Annotated in this window: 17 protein-coding genes; 12 read left to right on the top strand and 5 right to left on the bottom strand. The window is 34.4% G+C overall.

The annotated features are described in order from the left end of the window. Positions 1-699: 699 nt before the first annotated feature. Positions 700-1,170 carry an SRPBCC family protein gene (locus C1N55_RS11240; RefSeq protein ID WP_137728915.1) on the top strand — a complete coding sequence of 157 codons (471 nt, stop codon included), beginning with the start codon at positions 700-702 and terminating at the stop codon, positions 1,168-1,170. Here the strand turns inward: C1N55_RS11240 and C1N55_RS11235 are convergent. Further along, the gene (locus C1N55_RS11235; RefSeq protein ID WP_137728914.1) at positions 1,167-1,694 is read right to left on the bottom strand and encodes a hypothetical protein; all 528 of its coding nucleotides are present in this window, start codon (positions 1,692-1,694) and stop codon (positions 1,167-1,169) included. The genes C1N55_RS11240 and C1N55_RS11235 overlap by 4 nt on opposite strands. A gap of 208 nt (positions 1,695-1,902) precedes the next feature. Here C1N55_RS11235 and C1N55_RS11230 point away from each other — a divergent pair, with 208 nt between their 5' ends. From C1N55_RS11230 to C1N55_RS11220, 3 genes are all read left to right on the top strand, one after another. Beyond that, the gene (locus tag C1N55_RS11230; protein ID WP_137728913.1) at positions 1,903-3,426 is read left to right on the top strand and encodes a DEAD/DEAH box helicase; all 1,524 of its coding nucleotides are present in this window, start codon (positions 1,903-1,905) and stop codon (positions 3,424-3,426) included. A gap of 70 nt (positions 3,427-3,496) precedes the next feature. Next, on the top strand, positions 3,497-4,276 hold the full coding sequence (locus tag C1N55_RS11225; RefSeq protein ID WP_137728912.1) for a YqhG family protein: 780 nt from the start codon (positions 3,497-3,499) through the stop codon (positions 4,274-4,276). Positions 4,277-4,415: 139 nt separating this feature from the next. Then, positions 4,416-5,252, top strand: a complete 837-nt coding sequence (locus C1N55_RS11220; RefSeq protein ID WP_137728911.1) for a carbonic anhydrase — start codon at positions 4,416-4,418, stop codon at positions 5,250-5,252. A 68-nt stretch (positions 5,253-5,320) separates the two neighbouring features. On the opposite strand, the gene cbpA is transcribed toward C1N55_RS11220, so the two are convergent. Further along, positions 5,321-5,971, bottom strand: a complete 651-nt coding sequence (gene cbpA / locus C1N55_RS11215; protein WP_137728910.1) for a cyclic di-AMP binding protein CbpA — start codon at positions 5,969-5,971, stop codon at positions 5,321-5,323. A gap of 211 nt (positions 5,972-6,182) precedes the next feature. Here cbpA and C1N55_RS11210 point away from each other — a divergent pair, with 211 nt between their 5' ends. Further along, positions 6,183-6,593, top strand: coding sequence for a DUF378 domain-containing protein (locus C1N55_RS11210; protein WP_137728909.1), 411 nt, complete (start codon positions 6,183-6,185; stop codon positions 6,591-6,593). 135 nt (positions 6,594-6,728) lie between these two features. On the opposite strand, the gene C1N55_RS11205 is transcribed toward C1N55_RS11210, so the two are convergent. Beyond that, positions 6,729-7,370 carry a hypothetical protein gene (locus C1N55_RS11205; protein WP_137728908.1) on the bottom strand — a complete coding sequence of 214 codons (642 nt, stop codon included), beginning with the start codon at positions 7,368-7,370 and terminating at the stop codon, positions 6,729-6,731. 280 nt (positions 7,371-7,650) lie between these two features. Here C1N55_RS11205 and C1N55_RS11200 point away from each other — a divergent pair, with 280 nt between their 5' ends. Both C1N55_RS11200 and C1N55_RS11195 read left to right on the top strand, forming a co-directional pair. Next, entirely contained in the window at positions 7,651-8,136 is a 486-nt protein-coding gene (locus C1N55_RS11200) for a hypothetical protein (RefSeq protein WP_137728907.1), read from the top strand. A 6-nt stretch (positions 8,137-8,142) separates the two neighbouring features. Then, positions 8,143-8,676 (top strand): D-glycero-alpha-D-manno-heptose-1,7-bisphosphate 7-phosphatase, encoded by a 534-nt coding sequence (locus C1N55_RS11195; RefSeq protein ID WP_137728906.1) that lies wholly within the window; start codon positions 8,143-8,145, stop codon positions 8,674-8,676. Positions 8,677-8,724: 48 nt separating this feature from the next. Here C1N55_RS11195 and C1N55_RS11190 read toward each other — a convergent pair whose 3' ends face one another. Next, entirely contained in the window at positions 8,725-8,943 is a 219-nt protein-coding gene (locus C1N55_RS11190; protein WP_137728905.1) for a hypothetical protein, read from the bottom strand. 185 nt (positions 8,944-9,128) lie between these two features. After that, entirely contained in the window at positions 9,129-9,944 is an 816-nt protein-coding gene (locus C1N55_RS11185) for a uroporphyrinogen-III synthase (protein ID WP_137728904.1), read from the bottom strand. Between the two features lie 258 nt (positions 9,945-10,202). On the opposite strand from C1N55_RS11185, the gene nirB reads away from it, so the two are divergent. The 5 genes from nirB (at position 10,203) to C1N55_RS11160 (ending at position 15,713) form a co-directional block, all read left to right on the top strand. After that, positions 10,203-12,620: a nitrite reductase large subunit NirB gene (nirB, locus tag C1N55_RS11180; protein ID WP_137728903.1), complete on the top strand. Its 2,418-nt coding sequence runs from the start codon at positions 10,203-10,205 to the stop codon at positions 12,618-12,620. 18 nt (positions 12,621-12,638) lie between these two features. Next, positions 12,639-12,959, top strand: coding sequence for a nitrite reductase small subunit NirD (gene nirD / locus C1N55_RS11175; protein WP_137728902.1), 321 nt, complete (start codon positions 12,639-12,641; stop codon positions 12,957-12,959). Between the two features lie 48 nt (positions 12,960-13,007). Beyond that, entirely contained in the window at positions 13,008-13,859 is an 852-nt protein-coding gene (locus C1N55_RS11170; RefSeq protein ID WP_137728901.1) for a formate/nitrite transporter family protein, read from the top strand. A gap of 1 nt (position 13,860) precedes the next feature. Beyond that, positions 13,861-14,631: a uroporphyrinogen-III C-methyltransferase gene (gene cobA, locus C1N55_RS11165; RefSeq protein ID WP_137728900.1), complete on the top strand. Its 771-nt coding sequence runs from the start codon at positions 13,861-13,863 to the stop codon at positions 14,629-14,631. A 266-nt stretch (positions 14,632-14,897) separates the two neighbouring features. Then, complete coding sequence (locus tag C1N55_RS11160; RefSeq protein ID WP_137728899.1) at positions 14,898-15,713, top strand: N-acetylmuramoyl-L-alanine amidase; 816 nt, start codon at positions 14,898-14,900, stop codon at positions 15,711-15,713. Positions 15,714-15,719 lie beyond the last annotated feature (6 nt).

Raw genomic sequence — 15,719 nt, 5'->3', positions numbered from 1 at the left:
TATTACTTCTTTTGAAAATTATGTCGGTTCGTGGTTGATAATTAGAAATTCACAATTTTGTCACATTTAGCATTAATATTCTTTAATCATTATTTCTAACAGAGGAGTAATAATAATTTATAACTGCGTAACGCAAGGAAAACCTTGATAGAGTCTATAAAAGAAATATTCAAGACTTGTTTTCAGTTTGAATTAAAAGTCATTTTTTTTGTCAAAAAGTTGTTTTATCAAGTCGACAAAAGCTCGAAAATTGACGATTTTTTTAGAAAAAAATGAGTTGAAATTTGAAAGAATAAGACGATTTAAATAGTTTGAAAATTTAAAATTTTTTCACAAATTTACTATATTAATAAACTTATTTTGTACGCAAAATTAAGCTTTATTATTAAATTTTCCTATTGTTAGTTGAAGGTAGTTTCTAAATCGGAAACAAATACCAAATGATTAGAGAAAATGTATAAAATAGTATACAAAGGCTTTACTAAATAATTTTAATAGATAGATAATTAATTTACAATATTTTTCTTTTTTTATATACTTATGGGAGATTCTGATAAGAAATGTAGATTTAGTTCCCATCAAAATACATTAAGACTTATTGTTATATAAGGGGATAGATCCTCCGTTTTCAAACAATGAAATGGAAATATTCGTTGGAAAATTATATGATGAAGAAAATGTTTTAATTGGAGGAATTTCATGAAATCTTGGTCAAAGGATATCGAGATAAATGTTCAAATTGAAGAAGTATGGCAATTATTAAATGGTGATTTAGAAGAAATACAAAAAATTATGCCTCAAGTAGTAGCACAAGAACCAATCAAAATTACTTCAGAAAAGGTTGGGAGTATCTATCTTCAGAAGTATCGCGAAGGGAGTCGCGTACAAGAATATGAAGTAGAGACGCTAGAATATATTGATGACGAAAATAATAAGAAATTAAAAGTTGGTTTTACTCTAGCTAACATGTTTGAAATTACAGCACAATATGAGTTGAAAGGTATCGATTCTGATCGAACATATTTTAAATACACAACGACAAATACACCTCTAAAATGGTTTTTGAAACCACTAGTAAAATTAGGGTCAGATAAGGTTGTTATACAATTTGTTGAGAGAGTTAAGAAAGTAGCAGAAGGACAAAAATTACAATCAAGCGGGCAGCTTTAAATACTGCCCGTTTTTTCTTTTATTGAATTATTTTCATCCAGTAGCAGATCCATTTGTTCCGACAAAGAATAGAGTTCATCTATTTTATAAGTAAATTGCTCATGTATCAGAGAATACGGATCTTCATCGGTTTCTGCAGCTGTAGATAATAACATTAAAGTTTCCTCTAACGCAGCAATTTGTTCAAGTATATTTTTCTTTAATGGAACGGAAGTGGTTCCTTTTACTTCCTCCTCTAATACTGTATTTCTCGTTTCTTCTATCTTTTCTTGTAGCTCTGCATTTTCGTCCCTGCCTCCTGCTTGTAGGTACCAGTCTATAAAGGTCTTTTCTTCCAATTCATCTGCAGCCTGATCCATATGTGCAAAGGCATCATTTAGTACTGGAAAAAATTCTTCATTTAATAAATTTTGAAATGCTCTAACCTCATATGCCTCTTTATTAATTTTATAATAATCCGTTAGATAGAAAATCCCGAATACTCCAATTACTAATACAAAGCCAATAGATATAAACCCTTTCATTATTGATTCTCCTTTAAAATAGGACACTTATATAAAAGATGCGTACTTTTTTGGCAAACATACAAATAGATTCTTAAAAAATAGATATCCTTATAAGTAATAAGTAATAAGTAATAAGTAATAAGTAATAAGTAATAATTAATAATTAAAAATTCATATGTTCCATAATTTTGGACAACCTAAAAGGTACAACAAGCGAGGTGTTGTTATGATAATTGAAAGGTCTTCAAATTGGCGAGAGGACTTTATCGAACGCTTTGACAAGGATGGTCCATGGGATAGTTGGACGCTTTATAACATGAGCTATGAAATCGAAAAAATGAATTTAATACCTGAATTTTCAGGGTTACAGGCGCCGAAATTTTTAACGAATATACAGCCCCTGCCACATCAGATTGAAGCTGCTCAAACTGTTATTGAAAAAATGAATGGAAAAGCGATTTTAGCTGATGAAGTTGGTTTAGGTAAAACGATTGAAGCAGGACTTATTATGAAGGAATATATGATTCGGGGAATTGTAAAAAAGGTATTGATTTTAGTGCCTGCGTCCTTACAAAATCAATGGGTAACAGAATTAAATATCCGATTTTTCATACCTGCAATTGCCTATCGTAAAAATACGCCTATTGAGAGCTATGATGTAGTTGTAATGAGTATGGATACAGCTAAAAAGAGCCCACATCGGGAGAAAATTTATGAACAAGACTATGACATGATTATTATTGATGAGGCGCATAAACTAAAAAATCATAAGACTCAAATCTATGAGTTTGTACAAAGCTTGAAAAAGAAGTTTTGTTTATTATTAACAGCTACACCTATACAAAATGATGTTTTTGAAATTTTTTATCTGGTTTCTTTATTGAAGCCTGGTCATCTCGGTAATTATGAATCTTTTCAAGCCTCCTTTTCTGCTACAAAAAATTCAATAGAAGGGGAAAAGTATTTAAAAGAACTGGTTAATCAGGTAATGGTAAGGAATAGAAGGCAAGATACTGGTATTGAATGGACAAGTCGTAAGGTTGAAACAATACCAATCCAGTACACTGCAAAAGAAAGAGAAGTCTATGACATGATTAGTGAATTAAAAACTGTGTCATCTGTCTTTTCTAGTTCCTTTACGATGGTCACTTTACTCAAGGAAATGTGTAGTAGTAAAGAAGCAACCTTTTTAACGCTTAATAAAATGATTCAAAAATGCATTACAAAAGAAGAAAGTGATTATATTGAAGCCATTATTGAAAAGCTTATGAAGCTCGAAATTAACTCAAAAGCTGAAAAAGTACTTGAAATTATTGAAAAAGCAAACAATAAGGTTATTATTTTTACAGAGTACCGTGCTACACAAGCATATCTGCAGTGGTACCTCTATACAAAAGGTATCACAAGTGTATTGTTTAACGGGAAATTTAGTAAAAGTAAACGTGACTGGGTCAAGCAATTATTCCGTGAAAGAGATCAGGTATTAATTGCTACAGAATCAGGTGGCGAGGGGATTAACCTTCAATTTTGTCATCACGTAATCAATTATGATTTACCGTGGAATCCCATGAAACTCGAACAGCGAATTGGACGTGTACATCGACTGGGCCAAGAAGAAGATGTGCATATCTATAATTTAGCTATTGAGAATACCATTGAGCAAAAGATATTAGATTTACTTGGCAGTAAAATTGATGTCTTTGAAAAAGTGGTAGGGGATTTAGATGATATTTTAACTAGGAAAGCATAGTTAAAAATTTATAGTTAAATCTAAAAAGGAATGAATGATAGTGTAATGAACAAAAGGAGGAAGCATAAAAATGTATGCAGAACAAGTTCATGACTATTTAAAGACATTTTTTAAAGAAACTAATTGTGAAGTTCTTCTTGATGAAGGACATATGTTGTCAGTACAATTAACTACTGATATGGATAAAAGGATTATGAATCGGCCGTTTTATTGGCAATATATCGAAGCGACGAATAGTCCTGCGAATCCAGCTCGTTTAAATTTAATAACCGATCGTACAAAAATCCAAAATCAATTTATGGGTGAAACTATTCATTTTGGGTCAGGCAGATTACATCAAATTTTTAAAACAACGAAAGAACTTGGCTCATTTGTGAAGATGTATCAGCAAGATAATGGAAATAAACAAAATGGAATGCTTACACCTTATTTTAGTGTGAATTACAAGGTATCTTATTATTGCGATCGAACGAAGGAAGTTCTTTATTCTTTAGGAATAAATTTAATTAATGGCGAGATCGAAGATAATTTCCACGATTATATTAATCAGCTTGATCTTAAGTCAAGTCTTCCTGAGAATACATTCTGTTTGCAATATATTATTAAGCCAACAAGAGCACTCGAACGCCTGGACTCTATGATTCAAAATATTATACAAAATGATGATCATTCGTGGGCGGAAGAAGCAAAAAAAAGATGGGAAAAGGAATTGGAAGTACTCAACTTTTTCTATGAAGGTGTGGAAGATAAGCCAGGAAGCTATGAAATAGAGAAAAAGGGTTTGAAAGAACGGTTTAACCCACGTATAAAAGTAGAAATAATTAACGGTGGATTGTTTTATTTGAAATAAATCTAATCTTTAACGCTCAATACAAAGTTGGGCGTTTTATTTGTCAAAAACAAATGGATTAATTCCTTGAAAGTGAATAGAAATATGTGATAATTGGCTAACTTTATAGAAAAGAGATTATAAAAGGAGATAAATTATCATGCGTAAAAATTACATCTATGCCATTTTATCAATTGCTGTTGTAGCAGGAGTAGGTATTATCGGATACTTTGCAATTGATACGACAGAACAAGCACCTGTGGAAGACAAAGAACAATTAACAGCAACGGGTGTCTATTGGTCGTATACAGGTGAAACCGGACCTGAACAATGGATGAATGTGAATTCAGATTATGAAGCGTGTGGGAAAGGTGAACTACAATCGCCAATTAACATAGAAATTAAAGATACTGCAGATCAACAGGAAGCAGTAAAACTAGCTGAACAGATATCACTTAACTATGATCAGGCCATTTTTACAGTTGAAAATAAAGGGCATACAATTGAAGCAAATTCAACAACACCTGAAAATTCTTTATTGATAAATGACAAAAAGTATAATTTAACAGGAATCCATTTCCATTCTCCAAGTGAGCATCAGTTAAATGGGCAATATTTTGATATGGAAGCTCACATATATCACAAATCGGAAGAGGGAGAATTAGCTATAATTGGATTGTTCATCGAAAGTGGAGAAGAAAATCAAGTCCTTGCAGAAATGTGGGATGAGATTCCTACTAATGGTACTGAAGCAGCAAAAGTATTGAAAAATCCGGTTGACTTGCAATTACTGTTACCCGAGCAAAAAAGTGTTTATCAATATATGGGCTCTTTAACAGCACCACCATGCACAGAAGGTGTGAACTGGTTTATTTTAGAGCAGCCTATTGAAATGTCAAATGAACAAATTAACCGATTCAGTTCGATTTTCTTACAAAATAATCGTCCAATTCAAGAACTAAATGGTCGAGATGTATATAAATTTAGTTTAAATTAAGTTTAAAAACGCGATTGGAGCTAGATGGTCCAAATCGCGTTTTTTTATTCTGGGTTAAATGGAATTGTTTATTCTTTTGAAAATCTATCTTTGTTAAAAACCTCAACATCGATTAACCGAGCACCGACTTTATGAAGTAATTCTTCAATTTCTTTGATTGTCGTTTGGTGTGCATCTTTTCCTAAAGTAAGGATGACTCTTCTTAAATACCAGTTATCATCATCGATTGTAAAAACGCTATGCACAGAAGTTTTTTTCTTTACTAATGTTAAGACTTTTGCCAATATTCCTTCTGTATCAGGTAAAGCAATCGTTAATGCACAGCTTCCAGTTTTGTATCCCCAAGCTTCTTCAAGTAATTCAAATACCTTGGAATGAGTCAGTATTCCTACAAAATTTTGCTCTTCATCAAGAACAGCGAGATAGGGCAAGCGTTTGATAGAAAAAAAGCTTTCAAAAAATGAACTTTCTTCGTAAATTGTTCCGTCTTGATCTCGTGCCAATTCTTGAATAGATACTTCTTCTTTTTCATGATCTAACATATGCTCGAGAATCGAAACTTTATATGCATTTCCGACAAACTTTTGACCGTTATTATCTAAAATGGGGATACAACGATATCCAGATTCCTTCAGCTTTGATAGTACCTGTGTCGTACTATCGGATGCTTTACACCATACTACATCATTTTTCTTTAATAACCTTTGTTTGATAATCATTATTTATCGTCCCTTCTAATACAAAACCCTTTACATACTTACAAGCTAGAGACAAGATTTTGGGCAAATGAGTTTCATTATATTTTATGATATGAACGTGAATTTGGAAATATACATGCTCAATGTATAAATTCAAATAAAATGCAAAAGATAATGAAACACAATAGTAAGAAGGTTGTGTACCCAAAATAAAACACTGTAGGAGGGTAATATGGGAATAGTATATCGAATTGCATTAGTTCTTGTCATAGTAGGTGCTATTAATTGGGGGTTAATCGGACTCTTCCAATTTGATCTTGTTGCAGTCCTATTCGGAGGCCAGGACTCAGCTTTATCAAGAATTGTATATAGTTTAGTTGGGCTAGCTGGATTACTCAGCATCCCATTACTTTTTAAGGCATATGACGAAGATGATGTAGAAATTGCTAATAACAACCATAGCAATGCCTATACAAATATGAATTATCAAACTGAATTTGGTGAAGAAGCTGATTTCGATGAAGTACAGAAAACTCGTACTACAGACATCGAGCAAACAGGCAGTTATCCAGAAGTTCAAAACAATCGAGCTACAGAATTATATGATAATGATGGAAAAGGCGATAAGAATAACCTAGTGTAAAGCTTTTAATCTGAGTGGGTATTAAATACCCGCTTTTTTTGTGGTCAATAGACACCCGTTCGAACTACCCTGGTGAATTTGTGTTTCATAAGTAAAATAAGACGGTATCCTCATAAAGAGAATACCGCGGATTAACTACTCAGTTGAGAATTCGAATTTTTTAGGGAGACTTACACCTAGTTGTTCAAGGTCGGCCTTCGCCTGTTCTACACGTTCTTTTACTTTTATTTTAGTTGCATTGTCCAACTTATCAAAGCTTTCATGCATTGGATGTTTTGGTATTTCAATTCCGAGTTTAGCAAGTTTTTTATGTGCTTCTTCTTTGGTAATTTTACCTTCTTTTTTATCTTTATAAATTGCTTTAGCTTTTTCCTTTGTTGCATCATCTAGGTTTTCGAAAATTTTGCATTCCTTATGCTCTGGGGGGTCTACCCCAAGTTCTGCCAGCTTTTTATCAGCGTCTTCTTTTGAGATTTTGTTTTCTTTTAATTGGTTAAAGATTTCTTTTACTTTTGCTTTTGTCTCTTCATCTAAGTTTTCCATTTGTTCATGGAATTTATTTTGTGGGATTTCTATCCCCATTCCTTTTAAATCGCCTTTTAGCGAAGTTAAAACTTCATCTACTTTTGCTTTTGTCTCGTCATCTAATTGATCGTACTCTTCGTGAAATTTGTGCATATCTCCATGTGCAGAGGCTGGAGAAAGGCTTGTACCGAATACACCTAAAGAAAGAACACCTGCAAGGAAATAAAGCCATAGTTTATTTTGTTTTTTCAATGTACACACTCCTAAGTATTTGATTTTTTGTAGTGGATAGGGAAGTGAAAAGAATAAAAAATTCACCACCTTATTATCTTTTCTATCTGTTACATTTCCCAATAGAAAAAGTGACATAAGGATTCACTCATCACAATTCGTATTTTGTGTAAGAACAGCAAGAATAATGTAACTAAATTGAAAATTTTTTACCAGAATTGCTTTATGCCTTTACCATCTTTTGAATTAAAATCCATTTTTTAGTCAATAGTTTAAGTAAATGGAAAAATGAGGTGAAGTAATGAGTTATCCATATTTATTGCTAATATGCTTGTTGATGATGATATCAATCGCCCTTGTTATGTATTATTTGGGGACAAAAATCTCTTACAACTACATTCTTTATAATGCTTCTGTCAGTATTGGGTCTGGGGTGGTTTTCTTCTTATTTAAAATTATTTTTACAATCGATCATACCGGGCTAATCGAACAACTACTTGATCTAGTTATCGTGATGCTCCTTATAACAGTTTGGCTTGTTACTCTTGTAGAGACATTGACAGTAGAAATAATGGAAAATGGCCGTGAAATAAAAGGGAATATTATATATTTAGCGAAAAAGATAAAAACGATAGAAATTAAATCAATTCCATCCCAAATCGCAAGAAGAATAAATAGTACTTCCAATAAAGCGAAATCATATTTGTTGAAAAATAAGCTTACCGTTAAAGTTCAAAAATTAGTTGGCGAACTTAGTAAAAATAGAGAACTAAATAAAAGGGTGTGACTACTTTTGAAGAAGGCTGTGTTTTTAGATCGTGATGGTGTAATTAATGAGGTTTTAACAAATCGTGTAAAATTTGTTAATAAGCCAAATGACTTTTATTTTTTGCCAGGAGTACCTGAAGCCATAAATAAGTTAAACGGTTATTTTGACTATGTATTTGTTGTAACCAATCAAGGTGGAGTAGGTCTTGGTTTTATGAGAGAAGCTCAACTTATCAAAATCCATGAACATATGATCAATGAATTGAAGAAAACAGGTGCAACAATTCATGACGTTGCTTTTTGTCCACACAAGCCAAAAGCTGGGTGTGCATGTCGAAAGCCTGGTAGTAAAATGATTGAAGATTTAGGGGGAAAGTATGAGATAAATTTATCAAACTCATATATGGTTGGGGATACGGATACAGACATCCAAGCTGGGAAAAAAGCTGGAACCAAAACGGTATTTCTAGGGGAAAGTGATCCGCTTGCAGATGCTATCTTTCCGGATCTTTCTTCAGCTGCTGATTGGATCATTGAAGATGCGAGTAATAATAAATAAAAAATAACCACTTTTGAATTATGCAAAAGTGGCTGTAATGGCATTGCATTATTTTCTTTTCTTTTTGTCAACAGCACTAACTAAAGGAATTTTCTTAATAGCTTCTAGTTCAATTTGAACGTGGTATTTGTTCTCCTCGATTTCAGATACACCTGTAATGATTCCTTTACGACCCTTTAATTTGATTTCAGAACCAATTACAGGAACCTCATTTAATAATTTGCTGATAAATAGTGAGTTTCTTTCATAGAAATGAACTGCGAACATAACTTATCTCCCTTCAACTAAATATACTTACATTCTATGAAGCTAATTTAATTGTAGAAGACAGAAAATTGTAAATAGATAAATAAAATAAATATACCAAAACCTTATATTTTTAGTATCAAAATAAGAGAAGGCTATTTCGTAATACCTATACGAAATAGCCTGGAACTTTAAAACTTGTTTTTCTAATCTATAACAGAATCCTTATAATATTTATTTAATGTCATTAGGGCACTACCAATTCTTTCATCTTGAGGAATAATCATTCTTTTTACCCCTCGGTCTTGTAATGCCTTTCCAGTAACTTTTCCAACAGGAAGGGCTAATACATGATTTTCGAAAGCGTTCAGAAGTTCAAATTTTTGATTGCGTTCAACTGCAAGTTTGAAAAGAAAGCGGACCTGTTGAATGCTTGTGAAACTAACCGCATGGACTTCATTTGTTAGTATTTCATGCATTAATTGCTCCAATATTTCCTTTTTAGGGGGAATATGTTGATAAGGAATTATTTCTTGATAATTTGCCTGTTGTTCTTTTAACCAGTTCATGAGTTCGACAGCGGGATCGCCGTAAAGTTGCACTGCAACAGTCTTATCTTTTAAATGATAAGTCTGCATTTGACGGATTAACCCTGAAATACTTCCATCATCATCCCTGACAATGGGTACTAAGCCTCTTTTTTTCAATGAATTAGCTGACTTATATCCTCGAATAGCAATCTTCATCTTTTCAAGGGCTGCTTGAAGATCCTCTTCATAGTCCATTTCTTTAGCGACCTCAAATAATTTCTCAATTCCAATTCCTGTTGTGAAAATTATCCATTCGAATTTACCACTTACAATCTCTTTAATTTCTGTTCCTATAAAACTAGAATCAAAAAATACCGTTCCTTGAGCTGGGCGGTGTACGGCAGTTCCGCCAAGCTGATTAATAATATTCGTTTGTTCATCTATTTTTCTTGTTCCTAATAAAGCTATGCACTTGTGATCTAATCCACCCATCTTACATTCTCCTCACTATTTAATAATTCTATATTAACAGAAATTGCAAAGAAAAGAACTTGTGTTAAAAAAACTAACACAAAATTACAGAAACCTCGTTATTATTTTATATTTTAGTGAGGGATGTGAATTTATGTAAGCGTATACTAAAAAAAATATCCAAAAGATGCTTTACAAATACATCTTATGTGATATTATCTGACATATAGGTTTTAGAATTTTCTGTCAAATCAAATTCGTTTTCAAGGAGGATTATTTATGAACAAAAAACGATTAGTTCTTATAGGAAATGGTATGGCGGGTGTAAAGACTGTTGAGGAAATACTTAAAATTTCGAAAGAAAGATTCGAGATTGCGATAATTGGTGAAGAACCATATCCAAATTACAACCGAATTCTTTTATCCAAAGTGTTACAAGGTGATACGACGGTAGAAGATATTACATTAAATGATTGGTCTTGGTACGCACAAAATGATATTCAATTATTTACAAGTGAAAAAGCTATTCACATTGAAACAGTAGAAAAAAATGTAATTACCAATAACGGGACAACAATTCCTTATGATGAACTAATCATAGCAACAGGCTCAAAACCCTTTATTTTGCCAATTCCAGGGAACGATAAAGAAGGGGTTACGACATTTAGAGATATTAGAGATACAGTTGAAATGGTGAACGCTTCAAAAAAATATCACAGGGCAGCGGTAATCGGTGGGGGATTATTAGGTTTAGAGGCAGCAAGGGGTTTATTGAATTTAGGTATGGATGTTACTGTTGTACATCTTGGCAACAATTTAATGGATAGACAATTGGACGCCACCGCGGCTTCTCTGTTAAAAGCAGACTTAGAGGGGCAAGGAATGCGGTTTTTGTTAGAAAAAAACACTACAGCAATCACTGGTGGAAAAAGAGTCGAACGATTAAAGTTCTCTGATGGGGAGGAGATCGATTGTGATTTAGTTGTTATGGCAGCCGGAATTAAGCCGAATATCGAGCTAGCTCAACAAGCTGGCCTGACAACGAACCGTGGAATTATTGTTAATGATTATTTACAAACCAGCATCCCACATATCTATGCCGTTGGTGAGTGTGCAGAACATAATGGAATTGCATATGGCCTAGTTGCACCACTTTTCGAACAATCAAAAGTACTTGCTCAAGCAATTTGTGAGTTAGATGTTACTCCCTATCAAGGTTCAATAGTATCAACTCAACTAAAAGTTTCTGGCGTAGAGGTATTCTCGGCTGGTGAGTTTATCGAAGGTGGCGAGAAAAAAGCATTACGGATTTTTGATGAACAGGATGCACTTTATAAGAAGTTAGTATTTAATGGCAAAAAAATAGTTGGTGCGGTGTTGTTTGGTGATAGTAGAGAAGGTACACGCCTTTTTTCGATGATAAAAAAACAGGCGGATATTTCAGATACTGTTAAAGTAAGTTTGCTGCAACCAATAGGTGGTGAAGCAGAAGAAAGTGTTGTTGCTACAATGGATGCTGAAGAAATAATCTGTGGATGTAATGGAGTTTCTAAAGGATCTATCGTACAGGCTATCCACGAACAAGGCTGCATCTCAGTTGATGGTATAAAAGCATGTACAAGTGCATCAAGATCATGTGGTGGGTGTAAATCAATGATATCCGAGCTGCTCGAAATCACATTAGGAGAAAGCTTCAAACCTGAATTTCAGAAGGAGACATTATGCGGTTGCACTAGTCTTTCTCGAGACGAGGTAATAGAGGAAATTCGTAACAAAAAATTGATGCATACACGTGAAGTAATGAACGTTTTAGGCTGGACTACTTTAGAAGGTTGTTCAAAATGTAGACCATCCTTGAATTATTATTTAGGTATGATTCATCCGGTTGAGTATGAAGATGAGAATGAATCGCGCTTTGTTAACGAACGTTTACATGCCAACATTCAAAAAGATGGTTCTTTCGGTGTTGTGCCTAGAATGTATGGAGGGGTAACAAACTCTGATCAATTAAGAAAAATCGCAGATGTTGCAGATAAATATAAAGCGAAGTTATTAAAAGTTACAGGTGGTCAACGAATCGATATCTTCGGGATAGAGAAAGAAGATTTACCTAAGGTGTGGGAGGAGCTTGATATGCCTTCAGGATATGCATATGGGAAAACCCTTCGTACCGTTAAAACATGTGTAGGCGAAACATTCTGCCGGTTTGGTACCCAAGATTCTATGAGTCTGGGAATTGCTTTAGAGAAACGGTTAGAACGTATCGGTTCACCACATAAATTTAAAATGGCCGTATCAGCGTGTCCGCGCAATTGTGCGGAGTCGGGTATTAAGGATTTTGGAGTTGTTGGAGTTGAAGGTGGATTTGAGATGTATGTCGGAGGAAATGGTGGAACACATCTTCGCTCAGCCGATCTTCTAGGTAAGGTAAAAACGGCTGAAGAAGTCATTGAATATGCATCAGCATACTTCCAGTATTACCGGGAAACAGGTATTTACTTAGAGCGTACTTCTAAATGGGTAGAAAGAATGGGCTTGGAAAATATCAAGGTGGTTATGGAAGATCCTAAGCAGCGTCAAGAGCTAAATGAACGCCTTAATATTGCTGCTACAGTACTAGAAGATCCTTGGAAGAAAATTATTGGAAGTGAAAAGCTAAAAAATGAATTATTCGAAAAAGTAACAGTAGAACAATAACAAACTGGAGGGAAAGCAATGAAAAAAATTGCAGAACGTGTAAAGGTGGTAAAGGTTGAAGAAGTTGCAAAGGGTTTTGGGAAAACAATTCGTATTGGAGAACTAGAAATTGCGCTATTCCGTTTAAACAATGATCACTTTCATGCGATTGAAAACCGCTGTCCACATAGAGGTGGCGTATTAGTTGAAGGAATAGTAAGTGGGCAACACGTATTCTGTCCTATGCACGATTGGAAAATTGATATTACAACAGGCAAAGTACAAGAGCCAGACCGCGGGTGTGTTAGAACCTTCGAAGTCGAGGTTATAGGAGAGGATGTCTATATTCTTTTTCTATAAGAAAACGAAATTATTCCAAAATGAGTTATCTAGATGAGGAGGAAGCAAATGTCTTATATTAAACCAAAGCTCGTTGTTGAAAATATGATTCAAGCAGGTTTAGATAAAGCGAAAATGCCTATTAAAGATATGATTATTCGCGGCATTTTATCAGGAGCACTACTCGGGTTTGGAACAACTTTGGCATTTACGGCTGAAATGCAAACGAAATTAGGAATTGTAGGAGCAGTTCTATTTCCAGCTGCATTTGTAATCATAATTTTATTAGGGCTCGAATTAGTAACTGGGAATTTTGCATTAATTCCGTTAGCAGTCATGGATAAAAAAGCTTCTGTAAAAGAAATGCTTAACAATTGGTTTTGGGTTATTGTTGGACATCTAATTGGCGGTTTTGTTTACGCTATATTCATTGTTATTGCAATTACGAATTTTGGTACAGCTACAGACAATCTTGTAATTCAAAAGATTATAAATGTTGCAGAAAGTAAAACCCTTGCTTATCAGGCTTTAGGAGTAACTGGGATAATCGTTGTCGTTGTTAAAGCAATTCTTTGTAACTGGATGGTTTCACTTGGTGCGGTTATGGCCATGACATCAAAATCCACGGGGGGAAAAATTATGGCCATGTGGTTACCAATCCTTATTTTCTTTGCTCAAGGATTCGAACATGCAGTTGTCAATATGTTTGTCATTCCGGCAGGTATGTTATTAGGAGCAAATATAACGTTTTCTGATTGGTGGATTTGGAATCAAATTCCTGTATTATTCGGAAATGCTATAGGTGGTTTTGTTTTTACAGGGTTAGCACTTTATGTAACCTATCAAACGTTACCAAAAAATCAGCTGGAACTTTCTCAAGTCAATAAACAGAATCCGTTTAGTGAAGCGGAGGGTGTCTAAAATGGGAATGGTCTATATTGTTGGAGCTGGGCCAGGAGATGAAGAATTAATTACTGTAAAGGGTTTAAAATGCATCGAGAAAGCAGATGTCATTCTATATGATCGATTAATTAATATAGATTTGTTGAACTATGCAAAAAGGGAGGCTAGGCTCATCTCGTGTGGGAAGCTACCAAATTGTCATACAATGCAACAACACACGATTAATTATGAATTAGTAAAGTATGCAAAGGAAGGTAAAATTGTAACACGCCTCAAAGGAGGAGACCCATTTATATTTGGACGTGGAGCTGAAGAAGCGGCTGCTTGTCAGGAAGGGGGTATAAAGTTCGAAATTGTACCAGGTATCACCTCTGGAATTGCTGCTGCAGCTTATGCTGGAATCCCGGTAACGCATCGTGATTATAGTTCTTCATTTGCAGTTATCACAGGGCATAAAAAAGAAGGTGAACCTGACAATATTCAATGGGATTCCTTATCCAAAAGCGTTGATACGTTAGCCATTTATATGGGGATGAAAAATTTAAACTATATCTCAAAACAATTGATTGCTCATGGAAAAAGCAAAGAAACGCCGGTAGCCTTAATTCATCAAGGAACAACTAATCAACAGCTTACGGTCATTGGAACTCTTGGAACGATATTTGAAAAAGCGGTTCAAGGACAAGTGAAAAACCCAAGTATGATCATTGTTGGAGAGGTAGTTAATTTGAGAGAGAAGTTAAATTGGTTTGAAGAAAACAAAGAATGTTTTAAAGTGGGTGCTTTGTGAAGGAAACGGAGCTATTTGTTTAGTAATGAAGCAGTGAAGAGTTTATTTCCTATTTTCTATTGTGAACTGTTTGATGGGACCGTATAAATAGTAATTTAATTGCCTTAAAATAAGCACTTATTTGTCATTTTGTTTTAGATGAAAATTTGTCTCTCTTTTTCCAATCTGATCATATTTATCTAATAAGATAAGGATTCTCAACCCTAATTTAAGACTTCTAACCGTTTCAAATATTTAGCATATACTATTTTCAAGGGTGATGGAAAATGATTAAAGTTGGATATGATGCTGGTCACGGTTATCATACAGCGGGTAAACGAACACCAGATGGAGAAAGAGAGTGGTCATTTAACGACAAAGTAGCCCGTGCTTTTGCAAATGAATTAGCCCTTTATAAAGGCGTAATGACGAGAAGATACGATGATCCAACTGGTCAGAGAGATGTCCCTTTAAGGGAACGTACGGATGGGGCTAATAATTGGGCTGCCAATTATTATATTTCATTTCACCACAATGCTCTTGGTGGTAGATGGGGGAATCATACTGGTGTTGAAACATTTGTAAATACAAATCCACAGCCTCGAAGTGTTGAGTTAGCAAATGCGATCCATCCTGCAATTGTGAAAGCTTATGGACTAAGTGATCGTGGTATAAAACGTGGAAATCTTCACATAGTTCGTGAAACAGCGATGCCAGCGATATTGATTGAAGGCGGCTTTATGGACAGTTTAATTGATGTTAGTAAACTTCGTAACGATACCGTTCTTTCAAATGTGGGAAAGGCTGTGGCTCAAAGCTTTGCTGAATTTGCAGGTTTATCAAGGGTTACAAGTCCAGAGGAGGAGTTGACTATGGCGCAATATGAGGAATTAAAGCGATTAATCAACGCTCAGGCTAATCGAATAAACGTTTTGGAGAGTTTAGCAGGAGTTAAAGAGCGCGAGGTATTAGCTGATCATAGAGAAGCGTGGGAATGGGCAACGTCGCAAGGTTTAGTAAATGGAGCATTTCCAAACAGACCATTAACACGAGAACAGTTTGCTTCAATTGAATACAGAAAAGCAACTCAAGGAAATAACTAATATAAA

The sequence above is a fragment of the Lysinibacillus sp. SGAir0095 genome, from assembly GCF_005491425.1.
In the GTDB taxonomy this organism is placed as follows: Bacteria; Bacillota; Bacilli; order Bacillales_A; family Planococcaceae; genus Ureibacillus.
This window is presented reverse-complemented; position numbering and strand designations above follow the sequence as displayed.